At 34.4% G+C, this 22,365-nt stretch carries 23 protein-coding genes and 1 tRNA gene; 11 read left to right on the plus strand and 13 right to left on the minus strand.

The features are described from left to right. The first annotated feature begins 239 nt into the window (after positions 1–239). Entirely contained in the window at positions 240–830 is a 591-nt protein-coding gene (locus GOQ17_RS01930; protein ID WP_317163262.1) for an RNA polymerase sigma factor, read from the plus strand. Positions 831–838: 8 nt separating this feature from the next. Continuing rightward, entirely contained in the window at positions 839–1,933 is a 1,095-nt protein-coding gene (locus tag GOQ17_RS01935) for a S1C family serine protease (RefSeq protein ID WP_236537020.1), read from the plus strand. Positions 1,934–2,288: 355 nt separating this feature from the next. Here GOQ17_RS01935 and GOQ17_RS01940 read toward each other — a convergent pair whose 3' ends face one another. From GOQ17_RS01940 to GOQ17_RS01950, 3 genes are all read right to left on the minus strand, one after another. Beyond that, complete coding sequence (locus GOQ17_RS01940; RefSeq protein ID WP_159634020.1) at positions 2,289–2,924, minus strand: peroxiredoxin; 636 nt, start codon at positions 2,922–2,924, stop codon at positions 2,289–2,291. Between the two features lie 86 nt (positions 2,925–3,010). Further along, the gene (locus GOQ17_RS01945; RefSeq protein WP_159634023.1) at positions 3,011–4,528 is read right to left on the minus strand and encodes a PH domain-containing protein; all 1,518 of its coding nucleotides are present in this window, start codon (positions 4,526–4,528) and stop codon (positions 3,011–3,013) included. Between the two features lie 2 nt (positions 4,529–4,530). After that, complete coding sequence (locus tag GOQ17_RS01950; RefSeq protein WP_159634026.1) at positions 4,531–5,052, minus strand: PH domain-containing protein; 522 nt, start codon at positions 5,050–5,052, stop codon at positions 4,531–4,533. A gap of 100 nt (positions 5,053–5,152) precedes the next feature. On the opposite strand from GOQ17_RS01950, the gene GOQ17_RS01955 reads away from it, so the two are divergent. Then, a complete protein-coding gene (locus tag GOQ17_RS01955; RefSeq protein WP_159634029.1) occupies positions 5,153–6,289 on the plus strand; it encodes an acyl-CoA dehydrogenase in 1,137 nt (378 codons plus the stop codon). Positions 6,290–6,311: 22 nt separating this feature from the next. Here the strand turns inward: GOQ17_RS01955 and GOQ17_RS01960 are convergent, their stop codons facing one another. The 5 genes from GOQ17_RS01960 to proB are packed head-to-tail and all read right to left on the minus strand — an operon-like array spanning position 6,312 to position 10,130. Then, the gene (locus tag GOQ17_RS01960) at positions 6,312–6,875 is read right to left on the minus strand and encodes a DinB family protein (RefSeq protein ID WP_159634032.1); all 564 of its coding nucleotides are present in this window, start codon (positions 6,873–6,875) and stop codon (positions 6,312–6,314) included. Between the two features lie 44 nt (positions 6,876–6,919). After that, the gene (locus GOQ17_RS01965; RefSeq protein ID WP_159634035.1) at positions 6,920–7,453 is read right to left on the minus strand and encodes a Crp/Fnr family transcriptional regulator; all 534 of its coding nucleotides are present in this window, start codon (positions 7,451–7,453) and stop codon (positions 6,920–6,922) included. Further along, the gene (locus GOQ17_RS01970) at positions 7,446–7,838 is read right to left on the minus strand and encodes a hypothetical protein (RefSeq protein WP_159634038.1); all 393 of its coding nucleotides are present in this window, start codon (positions 7,836–7,838) and stop codon (positions 7,446–7,448) included. Before GOQ17_RS01970 ends, GOQ17_RS01965 begins: the two co-directional genes overlap by 8 nt. Positions 7,839–7,841: 3 nt before the next feature. Then, positions 7,842–9,089: a glutamate-5-semialdehyde dehydrogenase gene (locus GOQ17_RS01975; RefSeq protein ID WP_159634041.1), complete on the minus strand. Its 1,248-nt coding sequence runs from the start codon at positions 9,087–9,089 to the stop codon at positions 7,842–7,844. Between the two features lie 9 nt (positions 9,090–9,098). After that, positions 9,099–10,130: a glutamate 5-kinase gene (gene proB / locus GOQ17_RS01980; protein WP_159634044.1), complete on the minus strand. Its 1,032-nt coding sequence runs from the start codon at positions 10,128–10,130 to the stop codon at positions 9,099–9,101. Between the two features lie 155 nt (positions 10,131–10,285). Between proB and GOQ17_RS01985 the strand changes: the two genes are divergently transcribed. Next, positions 10,286–10,717, plus strand: a complete 432-nt coding sequence (locus tag GOQ17_RS01985; RefSeq protein ID WP_159634047.1) for a hypothetical protein — start codon at positions 10,286–10,288, stop codon at positions 10,715–10,717. Positions 10,718–10,729: 12 nt separating this feature from the next. On the opposite strand, the gene uvrB is transcribed toward GOQ17_RS01985, so the two are convergent. Next, positions 10,730–12,760: an excinuclease ABC subunit UvrB gene (uvrB, locus tag GOQ17_RS01990; RefSeq protein ID WP_159634050.1), complete on the minus strand. Its 2,031-nt coding sequence runs from the start codon at positions 12,758–12,760 to the stop codon at positions 10,730–10,732. Between the two features lie 122 nt (positions 12,761–12,882). Between uvrB and upp the strand changes: the two genes are divergently transcribed. The 3 genes from upp to GOQ17_RS02005 all read left to right on the plus strand — a co-directional run bounded on the left by upp (position 12,883) and on the right by GOQ17_RS02005 (position 14,767). Next, a complete protein-coding gene (gene upp, locus GOQ17_RS01995; protein ID WP_159634053.1) occupies positions 12,883–13,527 on the plus strand; it encodes a uracil phosphoribosyltransferase in 645 nt (214 codons plus the stop codon). Positions 13,528–13,602: 75 nt separating this feature from the next. Next, positions 13,603–14,076 (plus strand): ribonuclease H-like YkuK family protein, encoded by a 474-nt coding sequence (locus GOQ17_RS02000; RefSeq protein WP_159634056.1) that lies wholly within the window; start codon positions 13,603–13,605, stop codon positions 14,074–14,076. 142 nt (positions 14,077–14,218) lie between these two features. Further along, positions 14,219–14,767: an AAA family ATPase gene (locus GOQ17_RS02005; protein ID WP_201288484.1), complete on the plus strand. Its 549-nt coding sequence runs from the start codon at positions 14,219–14,221 to the stop codon at positions 14,765–14,767. A 65-nt stretch (positions 14,768–14,832) separates the two neighbouring features. On the opposite strand, the gene GOQ17_RS02010 is transcribed toward GOQ17_RS02005, so the two are convergent. Next, positions 14,833–15,447 carry a S24 family peptidase gene (locus GOQ17_RS02010; protein ID WP_159634059.1) on the minus strand — a complete coding sequence of 205 codons (615 nt, stop codon included), beginning with the start codon at positions 15,445–15,447 and terminating at the stop codon, positions 14,833–14,835. A 719-nt stretch (positions 15,448–16,166) separates the two neighbouring features. On the opposite strand from GOQ17_RS02010, the gene GOQ17_RS02015 reads away from it, so the two are divergent. After that, positions 16,167–16,577, plus strand: coding sequence for a BrxA/BrxB family bacilliredoxin (locus tag GOQ17_RS02015; protein WP_159634062.1), 411 nt, complete (start codon positions 16,167–16,169; stop codon positions 16,575–16,577). Between the two features lie 72 nt (positions 16,578–16,649). On the opposite strand, the gene GOQ17_RS02020 is transcribed toward GOQ17_RS02015, so the two are convergent. The 3 genes from GOQ17_RS02020 to GOQ17_RS02030 all read right to left on the minus strand — a co-directional run bounded on the left by GOQ17_RS02020 (position 16,650) and on the right by GOQ17_RS02030 (position 18,908). After that, on the minus strand, positions 16,650–16,871 hold the full coding sequence (locus tag GOQ17_RS02020) for a hypothetical protein (RefSeq protein WP_159634065.1): 222 nt from the start codon (positions 16,869–16,871) through the stop codon (positions 16,650–16,652). Between the two features lie 654 nt (positions 16,872–17,525). After that, entirely contained in the window at positions 17,526–18,029 is a 504-nt protein-coding gene (locus GOQ17_RS02025) for a hypothetical protein (protein WP_159634068.1), read from the minus strand. Positions 18,030–18,834: 805 nt separating this feature from the next. Further along, positions 18,835–18,908: transfer RNA gene (locus GOQ17_RS02030), tRNA-Met, on the minus strand. A gap of 240 nt (positions 18,909–19,148) precedes the next feature. Here GOQ17_RS02030 and GOQ17_RS02035 point away from each other — a divergent pair. The 3 genes from GOQ17_RS02035 (at position 19,149) to GOQ17_RS02045 (ending at position 22,335) form a co-directional block, all read left to right on the plus strand. Beyond that, complete coding sequence (locus tag GOQ17_RS02035; protein WP_159634071.1) at positions 19,149–19,526, plus strand: START-like domain-containing protein; 378 nt, start codon at positions 19,149–19,151, stop codon at positions 19,524–19,526. 63 nt (positions 19,527–19,589) lie between these two features. Then, on the plus strand, positions 19,590–21,047 hold the full coding sequence (locus GOQ17_RS02040) for an LptF/LptG family permease (RefSeq protein ID WP_159634074.1): 1,458 nt from the start codon (positions 19,590–19,592) through the stop codon (positions 21,045–21,047). 73 nt (positions 21,048–21,120) lie between these two features. After that, the gene (locus GOQ17_RS02045) at positions 21,121–22,335 is read left to right on the plus strand and encodes a bifunctional 3,4-dihydroxy-2-butanone-4-phosphate synthase/GTP cyclohydrolase II (RefSeq protein WP_159634077.1); all 1,215 of its coding nucleotides are present in this window, start codon (positions 21,121–21,123) and stop codon (positions 22,333–22,335) included. The last annotated feature ends 30 nt before the right edge of the window (positions 22,336–22,365 follow it).

Genomic DNA, 22,365 nt, shown 5'->3' on the forward strand with positions numbered 1-22,365 from the left:
TTTTCAATATATGATTTTAAAACCTAAGAGTATAAGGTTCCAATAAGTATTAAGTCAATTAAGTTTATAAATTGAAAAAATAAATAACTTGTATTACAACAAGTTATTCCACGACTTTATCAATTTTATTAAGTTTCTTGGGTTTTCTTTAAAAATTCAACTACGTTTGGATGATTTATTTTTCATATCTTAAATTTATTTTTTAGCGGGTTACTATTTGGATTTTAGGGTATTAATAAGTGAGTAAGATAAAGCACATATTATCAACTGATATTTCAGACACTGAAATCATCCAAGGCATTGCTCAAGGAGACAATCGGTATATCAATAAGATATACAAAGTATTTTATCCTTCAATAGCCCACATGATCATCAGTAATAACGGAACAGATGATGAAGCCAAAGATATCTTTCAGGAGGCTGTAATGGTATTGTATGATAAAATTACTCAACAAAAATTTGAGTTAAACAGTAAGCTCAGTACATTTTTGTATGCGGTATCTCGCCGATTGTGGTTAAAGCAATTAGCGCGAAAAGGTCACTCTCGCAATACATCTGATATATCGGATTTTGAAGATATATTGCATGTTGAAGAGGATATTCAACAACATCAAGAGATCGAAAACAAATTTGATCAAATGAATGAAGCAATGAATCAATTAGGAGAACCTTGCCAAACACTTTTGAAAGACTTCTATATCAAAAATTTATCAATGCGAGATATCACTGATAAATTTGGATATACGAATAGTGATAACGCAAAGACACAAAAATATAAATGCTTACAACGTCTCAAAAAGATATTTTTCACGATTAAAATTAAGGAGTAACCATGCAAATGCAGCGGCATAATTTCATAGAATGGGCAGACCAATATTTAAGAGGTGAACTTAAGCCAGTAGATGCTGAAGAATTTGAAGATTTTTGTCAATCTAATGCTGAATATGCGCAAACTTTCGAAGAACACAAAAGTTTCTTACATACATTTAAAATCACTGAAGAAAGAAACCTCTTTAAAGCTGCTTTGATGGAAGAATCTAATAAGGTTGGTTCAATAAACAATCAAAAAGATTTTGGCACTAAAGTGGTTTCATTTTGGAGCAAATTACAAATCAACACAGGTGTAGCTGCTGCCGTAGCATTTATTTCTGTTTTTAGTACGCTTTGGTTGACAGGTTATTTCACAGATGTGAAAAAAGCTACTTCTGATTATAGCGCATTACGTCGTGAAATGAATTCTGTAAAACGAAATGTAAGTGCACAAAATAAGGTTATTCAAAATATTAATAAGAACGACAATTCTCCAAAAGAAACACCTACACATTTTGGTGCTACTGGTTTCTTATTGACTAAGGATGGTTACGTTGTAACGAACTACCATGTTGTGAATGGTGCCGACTCTATTCAGTTGCAAAATCAGAAAGGTGAAGCCTTTCGTGCAGAAATTATCCATTCAGATTCGGAGAAAGATCTTGCAATCTTACGCATCACGGATTCCACTTTTAAAACTGCAAAATCAGTTCCTTATACATTCAAGAAACAACTAGCTGATGTCGGTGAAGATATTTATACTATTGGTTTCCCTCGCGACGAGGCTGTATACGGTCAAGGATATTTGAGTTCTAACACGGGATATTCAGGAGACACAATTGCTTATCAAATTTCTATTCCAGTAAACCCTGGTAATAGTGGAGGACCAGTTTTGGATGCTCAAGGTAATATTGTAGGTATCATCTCTGGTAAACAAAAAGGTATCGATGGAGCCGCTTTTGCAATCAAATCAAAAGAATTGATTGAAACTCTAAATCGAATTCCGAATGAATCTCTAAAAGGAAATATTGTTCTTAACAACAAAAACTCTTTAAACAAATTAAGTCGTACGGAACAAATCAAAAAGTTACAAGACTACATTTACATTGTTAAAGTTTATTAGAAAATTAGTCTAAAATACCATATATAGTAGAGGACACTGTAAGGTGTCCTTTTTTATTGAAGAATTATTTGGTTGAATATTAGATATTTAATACCTTAGGAATAACATGAAAACTTTTTGGATATATTTATTCATATTCCTGTCTTTATTATTAGCGACACAATCCTTCTTGTATTTCTCAAGTGACAAAAATTACACCATTGATTACAAGCAGTTTGCGGTACATCTGCTCATTATTGTAATTAGTGCGATAATAGTCTCTTTTATGTTGAGAAAACGGAAAAACTCATACAATGAAAAAGCCAACTAATGTAGTTGGCTTTCTAGTTATATATGTTTGTTTGTGCTAGTTGATTTATAGATTAGGCTGAGGTGTTACACGCAGATAAGGTTTAATTTCTTTAAATCCTTTGGGAAATTTTGCCGGAATATCTTCAGTCTTGATTGCCGGAACCACTATCACATCTTCACCGTGCTGCCAATCTGCTGGTGTAGCCACTGAATAATCTGCTGTTAACTGCAGTGAATCTATTACACGTAAGATTTCATTAAAATTACGTCCTGTAGATGCAGGATAAGTCAAGGTCAATTTTATCTTACGATCTGGACCAATAACAAATACCGAACGCACAGTAGCAGTTGCAGAAGCATTTGGATGAATCATATCATAAAGCTCCGCAACTTTGCGATCCTTATCAGCAATAATTGGAAAATCGACATTCGTATGCTGCGTTTCATTGATATCCTTTACCCACTCCAAATGCTCTTCCACAGGATCAACGCTTAAAGCCAATACTTTGACATTACGCTTCTCGAACTCTGATTTCAATTGTGCCGTACGCCCAAGCTCAGTAGTACACACTGGTGTGAAATCTGAAGGATGCGAATATAATACTACCCAACTACCAGCTGTATAGTCATAAAAATCGATATCTCCTATTGTTGTTTGCGCTGTGAAATTTGGCGCATAATCTCCTAATCTTAAACTCATAATACAATTGTTTAAACTATAAAAACCCATTAACTCTACAAAGATAGTAGACTTTATTGATTACTCCAATTATTTGAAATATTTTTTTATTTTTCTACAATAAACAACAAATAATTTGATAATTGGTTTACTTGTTCTTGCGCAAAAAATATAAATTGAATCTGTTCGGATGCAGCAGTTGATAAATGAAGATTTGCTGTTCCTGAGGTCTTTTGAAATATAGTTTGCGAGACTTCAACACTTTGCAATCTTGTCATTGGAATGACTATTTCTTTCTCGTTCCATACACCATCTCGCTTTATGAGGAAGTTATCATTATACAAAAGTCTATAACTTGCATAATACAAGTAATTGTATAGTGTTATAACCATAATTCCAATCCCCAAAAATGGATATAATAAACTATTATCAACCTCGAAAAATATTATTATAAGATATATTGCCACAAAAACACCAATCATTTTAAGTAGACGATTTATTAACAAACCAATTTTTGGCTTTAGAATCTGATATTCCTGAAAAACAGCATCATTGAAAGCCATTTCATACACTTGATCTCTATCTGAAAAAGCAATTCCAGGCATTTCAACAGTACTTTTATCCTCTTTTGAGTCGTTACGTACCAGTTGCTTCAGAGACAAAATACCCAAGCCAAGTCTTTTTACTATTTGATTTCGTTTAAAAGTAATTACTTGAATCTTTTCGCTATTAAATATTGTATTTACCTTATTGGCCAATCCGTATTGCATACTGAAATTCCCCGAAGCATTTTTCACTATCGTGAAATTATAGTACTTAATGTAATAACGAAATATATTGATTATAAAAGGAATAGATATAAGCCCACAAGCCATTAAAAAAATAAATACGACCATTGAACCAACTGCAAATTCTTCCACCGCTGCCGTATTAATATCCTCATCCGAAAGATCAAAAGTTTCTATAGCATCTTTCAGATGCTGAAACATAGTTCCCAAAAAAGCTACAAATAGTGCCAATCCTTGCCGATAATTGCTAAATAAACTTACCAACAAAATGTTTTTTGATGGCAAGGATAAAACTGTTATTTCAGAACTAGCTTTAGGAGTTAGAATTTCCTTATCTTCATAAGGTCTACCTTGGCTTTCCCCATGAATTTTTGATAATAAAAGCTTCTTTAGCTCGGTGGCATGAAAACCATCTAAGGCATATAAATCCACTTCAACCTTATCACTCCCTGCAGTATCCAACGTGAGTCCATACAGCGATAAAACCTTTTGCACTACATTTTGTGTGATATTTACCTGAAGAATATTGGCAAACTTGATGACAACTTTTGATTTACTTATTAACCCTTTTTGGACAACGAATTCCTCCGCTTCCTGATCTACATAATATTTGAATGTTCTAAAATTAATAAAAGCAATAATCGCTACCAGCAACAATAATCCCACAATAATAAGCCATACATACTTTGAATAAAGTATATCCCTATACTTATAAATCATATAAGCTATTAAAAAGAAAAATTGCTTAATGATTTTTACAGACGTCTTTGCAATATTTATAAGGTAACCTAATGAATTTAAACGCTGAGGTGTATTAAATGATTGGTCTTCAAGCATATTCAGTTTAAAGTCTTGTGACTGATTTTTTGTGATATATACTCTTGCATACTTGCAATTTTATCTACGGCAATACCAGGAATATTTAGCCCTTCGCCTGCACCAGCAGTGTGCAGTTCGATGCTAGAAAGATTAAATAAACGGGAAACAGCACCTTCTTTAATATCTACATGTTGAATCTGTTTGAAAGGAATAATTTTTACCGATTTTGAAAATATACCAGACCTATACAATACATCTTGCTCCCGAAGAGCATAACCCCAAAAGCGAATGGAAAATAAGCTGAGTATTAATAAAAAGCTTAAAAATCCCAATCCAACCAATAGTATAATTTGATAAGTTATATTCCAAGGATCATCATTAAGCCAAAATACTCCAAATAGTATAATTAAGAATATCAAAATGATAAACACATATTGGATCAAAACAACAGTTTTATATTTTGAGGATATTTTCTCAAATTGAACATCTTGCCAATTTGGCAAAGCTGAAATCAATATTTGATTGTTAGTAAATTCTGTCATAATTGTATTTTCTAATATAAATAATTTTCTTCAAAAAATTATTATGCCTGCATAGCAAAAAACATTATATTTGATACACAACCTTATAAACTTTGAGAAAATGAACTTTGAATTATCTGAAGAGCATAAAATGATTCGTGATGCAGCGCGAGATTTTGCTCTGGAACTCCAAGCAGAAGTAATTGAACGTGATGAGGAAGCTAAATTTCCCTTTGAATTTATCAAGCAAATGGGTGAGTTAGGTTTTATGGGCATTATGACACCCGAAGAATATGGTGGAGCGGGCTTAGACACGTTAGCCTATGTATTGGTATTAGAAGAGGTTGCCAAAATTGATGCTTCAGCGGCAGTTATAGTTTCGGCGCATAATTCTTTAGTACTTTGGGGGCTGAATGAATATGGATCGGAAGAGCAGAAACAAAAATATTTAGTTCCATTAGCCAAAGGAGAAAAATTAGGTGCCTTTGCACTTTCAGAGCCTGAAGCTGGTTCTGATGCTTCATCACAGCATACAATAGCCGAAGATAAAGAAGATTATTACCTATTAAACGGCACTAAAAATTGGATTACCAATGGTGGAAATGCGGATATATATCTTGTCATCGCACAAACAAATCCTGAATTAGGACATAAAGGCATTAATGTCCTAATTGTAGAAAAAGATACTCCAGGTTTTACGATTGGACCAAAAGAAAATAAATTAGGAATCCGCAGTTCGGACACACATTCCCTCATGTTCTCGGATGTCAAAGTGCCAAAAGAAAACAGAATTGGTGAGGATGGATTTGGTTTCAAGTTTGCGATGAAAACTCTTGATGGTGGTCGAATTGGTATCGCAGCACAAGCCTTAGGAATCGCAGCAGGAGCTTATGATTTAGCTTTGGCTTATTCCAAAGAAAGAAAAACATTTGGCAAGCCAATTTCAAATCATCAAGCCATACAATTCAAATTAGCCGATATGGAAGTGGAGATCGAAGCCGCACGCTTATTAACCTACAAAGCAGCTTGGACGAAAGACCAAGGTTTACCTTATATAAAAGAAGCTGCAATGGCCAAATTACACGCTTCGGAAGTCGCAATGAAACATACAGTCGAAGCTGTACAAATTCACGGAGGATATGGTTATGTTAAAGAATATCATGTAGAAAGATTGATGCGCGATGCAAAAATCACCCAAATCTATGAAGGCACTTCCGAAATCCAACGTCTGGTAATCGCAAGAGAGGTATTGAAGTAAAAACCAATAATAATAGCCCTTTCTAAAAAATTGGGCTTTGAATTTTATACTGCTCCAAAATATTATTCATCTGTTTAAAATGTCTTTCATTATGATGCACGACAAAACTTAATGTATCCCCTAACTTCAGTTTAATAAACTTGGATATACTAATATGGGTTTTAACTCTATTCAAATCATAATCCTGAGCTTTCTGCAATAAAGTTTGAAACGCTAAAAGATTAGATTGCAATTTATTCAATACCGTTCGATTCAACACCCTACCGTTTGGATTCATATCAGCTACTGTTTTCATTTTATTTGACCGAACAGATGGTTTAATTAGTTTAATAAAATAGGAACCAATAATTCCACTTTTGAAATCTGAATAACTATTCTCTTTGCTTATAGCGAGGCAACGTTCTATTTCAGGAATATAGAAATCAAAATAAAGGTTTAAATGCTCCGCACATTCAAGGATGCTCCAACTGTTAGACACTGATTTCCATACTAATAAATCATCATCAAGTTCATTCAACACAGTAACCTGAATTAATTGCTTATGTAATAAATGATTTAAGTTGTTTATCAATATTTGCCTTTTCATGGCACAAAATTCGTCGAAAAAACATCAAATAAAATTGATTCAAATCAAGATTTTAACATTCTGGATAATGTTTCTGGGCTCATTCGCAGGTATTGTGCTATATATTTACTGGGTATATGCTGTAATGCATCCGGCGAACGCCTTGAGAATCTTTCATATCGCTCTTTGGGAGATAACAATAATAAATCCTTCTCTCTAATGAGCATTTCTAAGATTAATTGCTCTAAGATCCGATTATACAAATCTAGATTTTTTGGAGATCCTTGGATTACAGCAAAAAAATCAGATTTCTTAACTCTTTGCAAGGAGGTTGATTTAATTGTTTGAATAAATAAATTTGAGGATTGTTCCGTCAAAAAGGATTCTAAATCTAAGATAACATCTCCATCATATCCTAACCGAACCAATTCTTCTCCTGCAGTGCTATAATAACCAATCTTAACACTACCGCTTTTTATAAAATAAATATAGGTATCTGTGGAATCTGCTGTCTTTATAAAAGCATGACGTTCAAAATGTAGAACCTCACTCAAAAGATTATACTTATGAAGGATATCAAGCAGTTCTGATTTAGCCATTGGTCAAATACTTATCAAATTGACCTAATAAGTCATAATCTTCAAAGGAAAAACTACCCGAGGATTTCATATGATATTCAAAAAGAGCTTTAGCTTTTTTTAAAATATCTTTATCCGAATTTAGCAAACCATCATACATTAGCAATTGAGCTAAGGGACGGATTTGCTCAGGTTCTAATGAAGAAGCAAAAATAATAAGTTCATTTTCGCTTAAACTGAGCACCTCATCTCTATCTTTTTTAAAGAACTCACGATAACCATTTGGAATAGCTTCCGGTTCTAAATCCTCCAATTGTCCCTCCCATTTGCTTATCAGCAGACGAAGGAATTTGCCCATCTCATTAATCCAATTTAGGATTGTATCTTTTTCAAATCGTATACCCATCGCTTAGCGAATTTGTCCGTCACCACGAATATACCATTTTTCGGTGACTAACTTTTCTAGCGCAAAAGGACCACGTGCATGCAATTTCTGTGTTGAAATACCAATTTCAGCGCCTAAACCAAATTCTCCACCATCAGTAAAACGTGTAGAAGCATTAGCATAAACCGCAGCGGCATCTACTGTACTGAGAAATATCTCAATAGCTTGTTCATCTTGCGAAACGATACATTCCGAATGTTTCGAAGAATAATGTTCAATATGATCTAAAGCCGCTGAAAGCCCATCAACCGCTTTGATAGAACATTTAAAATCCAAAAACTCACGACCGAAATCTTCTGGCTGTGCTTTGGTTAAATGCGGATAGTTCACTCTTTCAAAATCTCCATATACTTCTTCCGAAGCAAAAATCTCGACATGATGTGGAATCAAAGGAGCGGCTAACTTTTGAATGAATGCTCCTGCAATTTCTCTATCTACTAGAACCGTGTCTAAAGCATTACATACCGACGGTCTAGACGTTTTTGCATTCAAAACAATAGCTACAGCTTTGTCCAAATCCGCAGTTTTATCGATATACGTGTGGCATACACCAGCCCCCGTTTCAATTACTGGAACTTTGGCATTCTCACGAACAAAATCAATCAAAGATTGTGATCCACGTGGGATGATGATATCCACGTATTGTGTCGCCGTCAATAAATCATGAACTAGCTCCCTATCTGTTGGTAACAATTGTATAAGATTAATATCTATATTTTGGGCAGCTAATACACTTTGAATTAATTTCACCAAACAAGTATTCGTATAGATAGCATCCGAACCTCCTCTTAACAAGCAAACATTGCCAGATTGTATGCACAAAGCTGCCACATCAATAGTCACATTTGGACGAGCTTCATAGATAACCCCAACAACTCCTAGTGCTACAGATTTTTTCTCAATTTGGAGACCATTCGGCAATGTCTTGGAAGCCAACTTTACACCTGTAGGATCAGGAAGATTTGCAACATCTAGCACACTATTGGATAGTCCAATAATGCGATCTTTGGTCAATAATAATCTATCATATTTTGAATCTGTAGGCTCCATACGCTCCAGATCCTTCTGATTCTCGACTATAATCTCCTCAATATGCTCCAATAAGGATTCGGAAATCCCAATCAGAATAGCTTGCTTTTCTGCTACTGACAGTCTAGCAATTGCTTTTTTAGCTTTTTGTGCAGCTACTAATTGTGCTTGAATACTTCCCATAATACATTCTTATATCAGCACGATATCATCGGCATGTGCTATTTCCAAATTCTTAGTTTTACTATTTGTTTTCATGTTCAACGAATCCACTTTTGACTTCGCTACTGCATGAATTGTTCCTTCTTCATCTGCAATATGAAAGACCTCTCCTACTTCAAAATGTTCGATTATATCCACCACTCCAACAGCTAGAAGACTTTTACGTTTCTTCAAAGCTTCCAAAGCACCTTTATCAATTGTAACCAATCCTTTGATCAAGCTACCGCTTGCCATCCATTTTTGCTTAGAAGATACTTTTTTTCCTTGCGCCCGACAAATTGTTCCTGTCTGTCCATTGACAGCTTTGATAATATTATCTACTCCCTGCATACTGAAGATAACCACTTCAATCCCCATTTGGGTAGCAAGACGAGCAAAATTCAATTTGGAAGTCATTCCACCTAGTCCTACTGAGGATTTGTCCTTACGGGCTAATGACAGTACACTTTTATCTATATTTTTAATTTCAGGAATAACATTTCCCTCGGTATCCAACACGCCAGGAACAGAGGTACACAACAATAATTTTTCAGCACCAAAACCCGCCGCAATAAGCGTTGCTAATTCATCATTATCCGAAAACTTCAATTCTTTGTTGCTCACCACATCATTTTCATTGGCAATAGGAATGATATTATTTTTCCAAAGCGTTTCATACGTACTTTTCAACTGTAAGAATTGCTCTCTGTTGGAGAAATGATGACGTTCACAAAGACTTTGTGCCAATGCAATTTTGAAGGGTTTAAAATAAGTCGAATACTTACGTACTAATAAGGGATTTCCAATAGCAGCTGCAGCTTTACGTTGCTCTAATGTTCCCTTGTATTTGGGTATAAATTTCTTTCCTGCCGCTACTGCGCCAGATGACACGATTACAATATTGTACTGACTTTGTAAAACCGAAATTTGCCTTGCAATTTCTAAAATAATTCGCTCATCAATCTCTCCATCTGAAGTGACCGATGCAGAACCAAATTTGACTACTAAAACAGCCTTACCCATTAACACTTTTTCAATTAGAGTACCAAAAAATTATAAATCGCATAAACTTAACAATTGTTTGTTACAAATAATAACAAAAAACTTTTTTATGTACTCAACTGTTATACATGTATAAGATTTTATCCATACACCGTAGTAAAATTGATTAAAATCACATGAATAAAAACTTACTAATTGGCACGTTGGCAGCTGCATTTTTTATTGCGTGTCAATCGAATCGAACAGTGACTAATGCTGTGCAAAATGACAGCCTAACTAATATTGGAGGTGATGCCGATAAAAAAGGTTGTTTAACTTCCGCAGGATATACGTGGTCACAATTGAAAAATGATTGCATTAGACCTTTTGAAGATGGGATATCACTTGACATTTTGAACGCAGCTAATTCGCATCAAACAGTAGCCTATATTTTTATAGATTCACTACAAAAGAAAGCAGAGATTTTTGTTTCAGAAGAAGATGAAAGTATTATTTTGGAACAGCGTAACGAATCCTTATTTACAAATGGAAAATTTCATCTGGCAAAAGAAAACTTTTGCTGGACTTTAAGTCTCAACAAAATAAAGCTTTACCAAGAAAGAAAATAAGAAAGATTTGGCTTATCCAAATCTTTCTTTAAACTGTGCTTCCATTGCAAACATTTCATCACGCAACTTGGCCGCTTCTAAGAAATCCATATCCTTCGCAGCTTTTTCCATTCTTTTACGCACTGTCTCTATCGCCTTTTTGAAATCTTTCTCACTCATGTACTCCATCAATGGATCTGCTGCCACAATAGAAGAAGCATCTGGCTCAACATAAGCTTTCACCTCTCCTGGCTTGTAATCAGCTACTGAAGTTTGTTCTAAAATTTCTTCTCTAGATTTACCTACTGTTCGTGGAGTTATGCCATGCTCTACGTTGTAAGCAATTTGCTTTTCTCGGCGACGATTTGTTTCATCAATAGTAATACGCATACTATCTGTCATTTTATCAGCATACATTATGACACGACCTTTATCGTTACGTGCTGCGCGACCTATTGTTTGTATTAAAGAACGCTCAGAACGCAAGAACCCTTCTTTGTCTGCATCAAGGATAGCGACAAGTGTTACTTCTGGCAAGTCTAATCCTTCACGCAATAAATTCACACCGACTAAGACATCAAACTCACCTAAACGTAACCCGCGCAGAATCTCTACACGTTCCAATGTTTTCACTTCAGAGTGGATATACCGAACTTTGATATTGAGTCTTGACATATATTTTGTCAACTCCTCTGCCATTCTTTTGGTCAGCGTAGTAGCTAACACACGTCCTCCGTCCTTTATTGCTTTATCCACTTCCTCCAAGAAATCATCAACTTGATTAATCGCTGGACGTACCTCAATAATTGGGTCTAATAAACCAGTTGGACGAATGACTTGCTCAACAAATACACCTTCCGTTTTTTGCAATTCATAATCACCCGGCGTAGCCGATACATATATTGTTTGATTTGTTAAAGATTCAAACTCAGGGAAATTCAGCGGTCTATTATCTAATGCCGCTGGCAATCTAAATCCGTGTTCTACCAACGAAATCTTACGTGATCGGTCACCACCGTACATCGCTCTTAATTGTGGTAATGTAACATGACTTTCGTCAATGACCAATAAATAATCCTCTGGAAAATAATCCAACAAACAGAATGGACGCATACCTGGCTGACGACCATCAAAAAAACGTGAATAATTCTCTATCCCTGAGCAATAGCCCAGTTCACGCATCATTTCCAAATCGTAATTCACTCTTTCTTCCAAACGTTTCGCTTCCAACATCCTCCCCTCCTCTTCCAATTGTGCCTTTCTAGCTACTAATTCTTCTTGAATAGACCAAATAGATGATGTAAACTTGTCCTTTGGCGTAACAAAGAGATTCGCCGGGAACAAAGACAAAGTTTCATGCTTTATAATAGTTTTTCCAGTTACCGGATCAATTTCAGATAATTCATCGATTTCGTCACCAAAGAATGAAACTCTATATGCATTATCTAAATAGGCTGGGTAAATATCAACAGTATCTCCTTTTACACGGAAAGTTCCCCGTTTGAAATCTGCTGTAGTACGAGAGTATAAAATTTCTACCAAACGATGTAAGAATGCATTTCTTGAAATCGTCGTACCTACACCGAATCGAAAAATCGAACGCGAAAAATCCTCGGGATTACCCATACCATAAATACACGACACTGACGAAACCACAATTACATCACGCCGACCTGACATCAAAGCTGAAGTCGTTGCTAATCGCAACTTTTCAATCTCTTCATTGATAGCCAAATCCTTTTCTATATACGTATTTGTGGTCGCAATAAATGCTTCTGGTTGGTAATAATCATAATAGGACACAAAATAATTCACCGAATTATTTGGAAAGAATTGCTTGAATTCCCCATACAATTGCGCAGCCAAAGTTTTATTATGACTTAGAATTAAAGTTGGTTTTTGCGTTTGTTGAATAACATTCGCAACTGTAAATGTTTTACCAGAGCCTGTAACCCCAAGTAATGTCTGATAAGTATCCCCTTCTTGAACACCCGCAACCAATTCTTTGATGGCCGCAGGCTGATCTCCCGTAGGTTGATATTCTGATGTAAGCTCAAATTTCATATAATGCCTCTATTGTAAAATTACCAATTCTTTGAACCAACTCCTAACATTCATGATTTATTGTGACTTATTGTAAACATAATTGCATATTTTTTGTTAAATTGGTTTTAAACTAGGAAGCTATGATTACGATTCTGACAAAAACAAATAGTATAGCTAATCATTTCATTGGCGAACTTCGTCATATCACTATCCAACAAGACCGAATGCGCTTTCGCAGGAACCTAGAGCGACTAGGTGAAATCATGGCTTATGAGATTAGCAAAACATTGCAATACAGAAAAGAAGAAATTGAAACACCATTAGGGATTGCAGAAATGAGCACTTTAATGGAGCAACCTGTTTTGATAACGATAATACGCGCTGGTCTTCCTTTCCACCAAGGGCTTTTGAATATTTTTGATTACGCTGATTCTGGATTTATTGCAGCGTTTAGACACACCAAAAAAAGTGGTGAATTCGAAATTCATAAAAAGTACGAAAACACACCTGATTTAGATGATAAGGTGGTGATTATAGCGGACGCAATGTTAGCTACTGGCAGAAGTCTCGTTTTGTGTTGTAAAGAGTTATTAAGTCAATACAACATAAAACAATTACATATAGCTTCGGTCATCGCTTCCGAAGAAGGCGTACAACATGTACGTGCTTTCATTCCTGAAGCACACCTATGGATAGGCGATGTTGACAATGAACTTACGAGCAAGTCTTATATAGTCCCTGGATTAGGAGACGCAGGAGATTTAGCTTTTGGAAATAAAGATTAACACTATTAAAGATCATAATAACTTAACATATAATGCATAATAGAATTTTAACTTTCAATAAAAATAGACTTAGCTATGGGATGGCAAAAATACAATGGCGAATACCTTCGCTCTTCTATCAACGAAGCTGTTGAAACAGCAATTATTAGAGAAAGACAAATCGGCAACAAACTAAAAGTATACATCGGAACAGACTCCCAAGTCAAACGAAACACGATAGAAATGGCCACCGTTATAGTTTTTCTTCGTGAACATAAAGGAGGATTTATGTTTACACAAAAAGAACGCATTACCTACCGCATGAGCATTAAAGAAAGAATGCTCCTTGAAGTCCAAAAATCGATTGAAGCTGCATATCAACTTTGTCCTTTACTCGACAAATATGAAGTAGATCTCGAGGTGCACGCTGATATAAACACCAACCCAAATTTTGAATCAAATGTAGCACTCAAAGAAGCAATGGGTTATATATTGGGAATGGGCTTTGTTTTTAAAGCCAAACCAGAATCATTTGCTAGTACAAATTGTGCAAATAGAATAGTACAATAAGATTATTTTGGTTTATTTTCTTTTGAATTATTAATTCAATTAGTTTCTATTTGAATAAGTATATCTTTCGCTCTCTTTGCATCTACCCAAACCTCAATTTACGCATTTTAGTTGCCTAACTATTTTATGTAATATTGCATTAATGGATATTATATCAAAGTCACTATTAAAAATTGCTGTTGTCGGGCCTGAATCCACAGGAAAATCTACCATGGCAAATTATCTAGCTAAAGAATTCAATACGTTCTGCGTTCCAGAATATGCACGATTTTATTGTCAAGACTTAGGTAATCAATATACTTTGGCGGATGAAGTGAATATGTATTATGGACAAATTGCGCTCGAAGAAGCTATAGCAAGCCAAGTCAAGAATAATATACTCATCTGCGACACGACGATTTTAACGGTAAAAATATGGTGTGATCACTTGTTCCAAACCACTCCTGCTGTCGTTACCAATGAAATCAAAAAAAGAAAGTATGATTTATACTTGTTAATGGATATTGATTTACCGTGGCAAGATGATCCTTTACGAGATTTTCCAAATGAAAGAGAACATTTCATGAATATCTGGAAAAAAGAACTTGATGCACTCCACGCAAATTATCAAATCGTAAGTGGCACAGATCAATTAAGGTTAACAAATGGATTGGATATTTGTAAAAGTTTTATTCAGGCAATAAAACGTTGATAGGTAATTATAATTAAAAAAACTCACCCAGTTAGATAAGCCTAAATAGAAATCCTATATTAATATTAAATAGCAACCATCGACAATACACCTTTAACTTTGTATACTAATTTCACATCCTTTTTAGAAAGGATAATATCATCATAATGGACTGAATTTTTAGCAACGAGCCTCCAATTTTCTTTATCAGCATCACGAACAAAACGGATTAAACTTAGATGTTCAGTTATAATTAGATAAATATCCCCGTAAATAATGGCTGACTTATCTACTTCTTTAAAAAACACTATACTCGCATGTTCAATCTCTGGCGACATAGCATCCCCCTCATTCACTAATGCAAAATCACTTCCTGATAGTATAGGTATATCCAATTCATGAGCTGGAGTCATTTGTTTTAAATCAGTATTAAAATTATCCAAACTAACATTAAACAATGGAATTTTTTGGTAATTATCTACATCTTTTAACATACTACCTTCTCCAGTAATCAACCAAGCTTCATTAATTTTTGGAAAATAACGAGAAATAATGCTTGCTAAATTTTTACTGATTTCATAATTACCTCGCTTTATTTGATATAACCTCTCTGCACGATTCAATCCGATTTCTCTTGCAAATGAATTTACATTAAAACCTAAATGATGAATCACCTTCTGTAAACGTTCCCAGCTAGTCATTATTATTAGATATTGAAATATAATACGATTGTTTATTTCTATTCAACAAATATAAGACCAAAAACAAAATTACTAAGGGTATACACAGAATAGCAACTATGCCGATGGACCAAAATCTGAACTAATTGACACAATTTATATTTGCTGAGCACAATTTAAAATTTACTCACAATTAGGTATTTATCGCATGAACCGTTATGAGTAAATTTGTGTTCTGTTACTGAATACCAAACCATTAGATATAATTCAATAGGTATGTCAAACATTGCAAAAAGCACACAGGAAATTTTGAATAAAGTTGCTGCAGCTAAAAATTGTATTAAATTCAATACACAAATTGATTGCTTTAAAAACACTAATCCGACAACTCTGACATTTCAAACTAAGGAAAATATTAGGATTGAAATAAAGCTTTATAAATAATACATCTACCTAAATAATGAAGGGGCGCTCTAATATAAGATCGCCCTTTGTCATAAATATACTTAATATTGCCTTTTCCGATTCATTCTTACTTCCAATTCTTTATAAATGATAATTCCGAATCTAGTTTATGTTTTTAAATTCATTAGTTAGTTGATTTGTTCGGAAGCTAGTAATTCTGACATTTGATTGAGGATTGTATCTTGCATAAACTTTTAAATACAAGTATATTTGTACGTATCAAATATTGGGTTCAAGATTTGATATATTAATTTTAACTTTTTAATTTAAAAACAATGTATCCAGAATATTTAGTAGCACCAATGCGTCAAGAGTTAGTAGACGCTGGTTTCCAAGAATTAAAAACAGTTGAAGAGGTTGATGCAACAATTCCTTCTGATGGAACTGTATTTGTAGTGGTAAATTCAGTATGTGGATGTGCAGCTGCTAATGCTCGTCCTGCAGCGCGTTTTGCAGTAGAGAATGGTAAAAAGCCTAGCAAACTAGTTACTGTTTTCGCTGGGATGGAGAAAGAAGCTGTGGACAAAGCGCGTCAATACATGTTGCCATATCCTCCATCTTCGCCAGCAATGGCCTTATTCAAAGATGGCAAATTGGTTCACATCATTGAAAGGCACATGATCGAAGGTCGCCCAGCACAAATGATTGCGGATAATCTAATTGCAGCTTTTGATGAATATTGTTAGTCTATAATTTAAAATTCATATATAAGCAAAAAAATCCATTCTGATCAGAATGGATTTTTTTGCTTATTACACCTAGTAATTCGGACTGTAATATACATCATGTTTGTGATGTTTAATCTTTTTGTGTGCTTTTTTCTTTTGCCCTGGAGCATGCTTTTTAGCAGACTTATCTCCATATACTTTTTTCGCCTTACCTGGTGGCAAATGTCCATGAGGATGTCGGCCATGTGTATAGCAAGATGAAACAAAAAATGTCATTAATGCAACTAATACGATTGTAATATATCTCTTCATAAATTTCCTTTCTTATATCTTTCATATCCTAACACAAGAAATAGACCAAAATTTAGAATACCGATTACTAAAACAGAAATTGTGACAAACGATTTCATTTATTGCTTGGTTTGGCGTAAATTTATGTAAGGAATCCTATAAAGGAATGCCTTATTTACTTTTTAAAACTGTTCCTCACTTCCATCGAATATTTTATCAAACTAATTCTAATATTTGTTGCTCCTATTGGAGGCAATTTAATACGAAAGGTATTATAATAGTTTGGCTTCAATTGAAGATTTGGGAATATGATTGATTGAGCATATTTATGTCTATTCGCAAAACAATCTAATTTCGAATACTTTGGCATATCGACTCTGTACCATGAGAAACTCAAGCGATGAGATAGTTTTTGATGACTTATTGCTTACTTATGACTAATAAAGTCTCGTTCTTGTAGTCATCATACTGAGAGATTAAGTCCGAGATTTCACCCCCCTAGATCCTTGAACTTGATTAAATGCGTCGAAAAACCCAATTTCGTTTAATGAATTCATTCTTAATGGGTTTGCTTTTTTGATTTAATCATTTAAAATGTGTAATAACATAGTTTGTAAATATATGTTATTATAGTATCGGATAAACAAAAATTATATATCTGTTACTATATAGCAATTACTTGTCTAAAAAGTCGTAATCATCTTGATAATTCGGTAAACTATAGGATATAATATTACTTCTCAATCTAGCAATCCTTCTTGATATCCTTTTTGATAAAGTATTATTATTAAGAATGTATTCTCGAATTTTAACTCCATTAATAACCTCAATAATGAGATTCTTCTCGTAAATGGAATCATAACCACTGTGTCTATACTCAATAAGCTTACCCAGGTTTATTTTTATTTCTCCTGTAAACCACTCTGCCAAGACTTCTTTATGGTCTGGGTATAAATAGTCTAAGTCCACAACTGAATCATAGTCAAGATAAGCTTTTAGACCAACTAGATATAATTTGTTTTCTATCAATTTCCAAGATGCTGTATAACCTCTCCAAAGTGCTGTATGAGGTGTGTGAAATTTAATCGAACGTTCTTTTAATAATTTAGATAATGGCTCATTACATATGGAATGAGCCCCATCCTGATAAATTAAAATGTCGGTATATTGTGCTGTCATAATATGATTTTATAATTCATCTCAACCTAGTGCGAGCTCAACTATTATAATACATATGACATTTATAATCCACAATATCCATGTATTTAATTCATCGAAATCGAAAATATTAACTTCAAACGCATTAGAAAATTCCTCAGAAAGACCGAGTTGCTTCATTGATTTTTCATTCCTAAATTTTATAATACTTTATAATAAATATAAATTTTAAATAACTCATTTACAACACAAAGTGGAAACCATCCAAGATTTCAGGCAGTAATGTTGGAAATATTTAGCTTATCAACTATTGTTTTTCCTAGCTGTTTTAATGACTATTAGGATGAAGCCAAATACAAACACGAAAACTAGAAGGATAAATATGAATACCATTACGGCAGGAAGTATCTCTATTACAATTCCCAAATAAAGATAAATGCGACTATGCAGGCACCCTTTTCACATAGAGAATAGGATGCAATCCAATTTGATAAAATGTTTATAAATGAATTTTTAGATGGTTTGAAATATCCGTTACCTTTAGGATAATAAGTATGTCTAATTAGCATAATATGCTCTCAAATTCGATATCCAATAGTTTACCAGGTTCAGAAGCTTTTTTAGTAATTGCTAAATGTGATGAACTTGGTTGAAACCTACTATATACATAATGAAAAATTCTGTCTCGCTCGTGTCTCGCTTAGAATTTTCGTACAATAAAGAAGAGTTTCTCAAGTTTTAGATATACCTCACAGAACATCCAAAAACAGCCTTAAGAAGGCTATAAACGCAAAAAAGCTTCAAGTTTCCTTGAAGCTTTTTGTAGTAGCGGGGAGCAGGATCGAACTGCCGACCTCAGGGTTATGAATCCTGCGCTCTAACCATCTGAGCTACCCCGCCGTTTCAGTGATGCAAATATAGTAACATCATTTCACATTGCAAGTTTTTTTTTCATTTTTATAAATTAAAAAACATGCTTTACAGCTTATAAAACGTACAAAACATTAAAAATGAATACTGTACAATAATTAAAATTAACTGATTAACTAAATTTTCTTTCATGCACTATACAATTAAAAGAAAATTATGTATACTTACAGAAATCAATGTTTAAATAAACTTAAAAACTGAAGCAGAGATATGTCAGAAAAAACAAAAATTCAACTTGAATATATGATTAATTCTTCTCCGCGAATATTGTATCCTTTTCTCGTAGAGCCTAATGAATTAGCACAATGGTTTGCTGATGATGTGAATTATCATGATGGTGTTTATGAATTCATTTGGGATAATGAATCCAATCGGGCACGAATCGCTGCTGTAAAGGAAAACAAATCTGTAAAGTTTAAATGGTTAGATGATGAACCTAACTATTTTGAAATGGAAATTATTCAAGACGAGTTGACAAATGATGTTTCTTTGGCTATAGTAGATTTTGTGAAAGACGAAGATTTGGAAGAAAGAAAAAAAATATGGGACAACTCAATTAGCTATTTGCAGAGTGTAATTGGTGCATAAAAATTACGTATCTTTGTATCCAATCTTATTCTTATTTATAATATTTGGATAAGGGGAGTTTACATGAAAAAGATACACGTCTTAATATTACAGGCATTCATTAGACCATTCATTGTCACATTTTTTATTGTGATGTTTGTTCTACTGATGCTTTTTTTGTTTAAATACATTGACGACCTCATAGGAAAAGGGTTAGAATGGTATGTTATCCTTGAGTTAATTGGGTACCAGTGTGCCGTGCAGCTCTCTATGGCTCTACCACTATCCATGTTACTTTCCTCGATTATGACTTTCGGAAATTTGGGTGAAAGTTATGAATTGGTTGCTATTAAAGCTGCTGGAGTATCACTACGTAAGGCTATGACTCCACTATTTGTTTTAGTCGCCATATTTGCCGGATCCTCTTTTGTGTTTTCGGATTACACACTACCGGTAGTGAATTTAAAAATGGGATCGTTACTATGGGATGTAACAAAGAAAAAAGCTGACTTTTTGATTAAGCCAGGAATTTTCAATAATTCTATTCCTAACTATTCTATACGTGCTAAAAATAAATCAAAAGACGGCACCGAACTTTATGATCTAACCATCTATAATAGTAATAGCGGATCTACTGGAAGCAATGTACTAATGGCTGACACAGGCTATATGTACAATTCTCGTGACCAGAACTACCTAATTTTGAAGTTGATTAATGGCGTTCAGTACCAAGATTCACGAAAACAAAACTCTACGAATTACGATCCAAGACAACAATTTACACGTTTCTATTTTAGAGAGACGGAGACAAAATTTGACATGTCTGCATTTGACATGAAACGTACAGATGAAAATTTGTTTAAAGGACACCATCAGATGATGAATTTACGTCAACTCAAATTAAAATCTGATACTACACAAATGCAAATTGATAGTATATCGACATTAAATGCTTCCGAATTAAAAGCTCATGTATTATTTACGTCACCCTATTACAACAAAGATATTGGTCCGAGAGCTAAAATTAAAGATACTACTGACATCCTCAGCTATATTCCCAAAGAAAGTCGCAGAGCTGCAATAAGCTCTGCAATGAGTAATATGCAATATTTTCGTGATGCAACATTCATTCGAGGAAGCATGTACAAGGAATTAGTCGATAAAGACATTAAGTATGATGTAGAATGGCATCGTAAATTTACATTAGCTGTTTCATGTCTTCTTCTTTTCGCCATTGGCGCACCATTAGGTGCTATTGTGCGAAAAGGTGGCCTTGGAGCCCCAGTAGTTATGTCAATTATATTTTTCTTAATATACCATATCATTTCTACTGTAGCAGAGAAATCTGCGAAAGATGGTGCTTTAACACCTTTTTGGGGTATGTGGATGGCGATTATTGTTTTAGCTCCGCTAGCAGCGTTTCTAACCTACAAATCTACGACCGACTCTACTCTATTCGATTCTGCCCAATACAAACTGAAAGCCGAACGTGCTTGGGAGTGGATAAAGACTAAAATGGGAGGCAAGAAATTGAAAGTCTAATTTTAAATTTGACGCAGTCCTTATACTTAATTCATAAAATCTTATTTACTTAGCGTAAAATTATAATATATCGATGGATATAAAATTAAACACCATAGAAGAAGCTATTGAAGACATTAAAGCAGGGAAAGTAATCATTGTGGTGGATGATGAAGACCGTGAAAATGAAGGTGATTTCGTAACAGCAGCACGCAATGCTACGCCTGAAGTAATTAATTTTATGGCTACGCATGGTAGAGGTCTTGTATGTGCTCCATTGACTAGAGAACGTTGTGAAGAATTAAACTTGCATCCAATGGTCGGTCAAAATACAGCAGTCTACGAAACAAACTTTACTGTTTCTGTGGATTTGCAAGGTTATGGATGTACTACTGGTATATCTGCTTCTGACCGTTCTAAAACTATTAAAGCTCTTATCGACCCAAATATTGATCCAGCAGAATTGGGTCGTCCAGGACATATTTTTCCATTAATCGCAATGGATGGTGGTGTTCTTAGACGTACAGGACATACAGAAGCTTCTGTGGATTTGGCACGTTTAGCAGGTTTCGAACCAGCGGGAGTATTAGTCGAGATATTAAAAGATGATGGCGAGATGGCAAGACTTCCTGATTTGATGGAAGTTGCTAAACGTTTTGATCTCAAAATTATTAGTATCGAGGATCTAATTGAATACCGGCTGAAACATGACACGCTTATTCAAGAAGAAGTATCTGTGCATATGCCGACTGAATATGGCGATTTCAAAATGAAAGCTTTTACGCAAAAGAATTCAGGCGAACAACATTTGGCAATATACAAAGGTGAATGGGAAGAAGATGAACCAGTTTTGGTACGTGTACATAGTTCATGTGTTACTGGGGATATTTTTGGATCATGTCGCTGTGATTGTGGCCCTCAGCTACACAAAGCTATGGAGATGATCGAAAAAGAAGGTAAAGGTGTCATTGTGTACATGAACCAAGAAGGTCGTGGTATCGGTCTAATCAACAAACTTCACGCTTATAAATTGCAAGAAGATGGTGTTGATACTGTAGATGCGAACATACAATTAGGCTTTAAGGCAGATTTAAGGGATTATGGAGTCGGCGCTCAAATTTTACGCTATATGGGCGTAACAAAAATGCGTTTAATGTCCAATAATCCTACTAAACGTGCGGGCCTAGTTGGTTATGGTTTAGAAATCGTAGACAATGTTCCTATTGAAATTATTCCAAATCCATACAACGAAGAGTACTTAAAAACAAAAAGAGATAGAATGGGTCATACCATTTTGAAAAACCTATAAGCGTTAAAAGAGGATAATATCCTCTTTTTC

The organism is Sphingobacterium composti, assembly GCF_009829075.1.
Lineage (GTDB): Bacteria > Bacteroidota > Bacteroidia > Sphingobacteriales > Sphingobacteriaceae > Sphingobacterium > Sphingobacterium composti.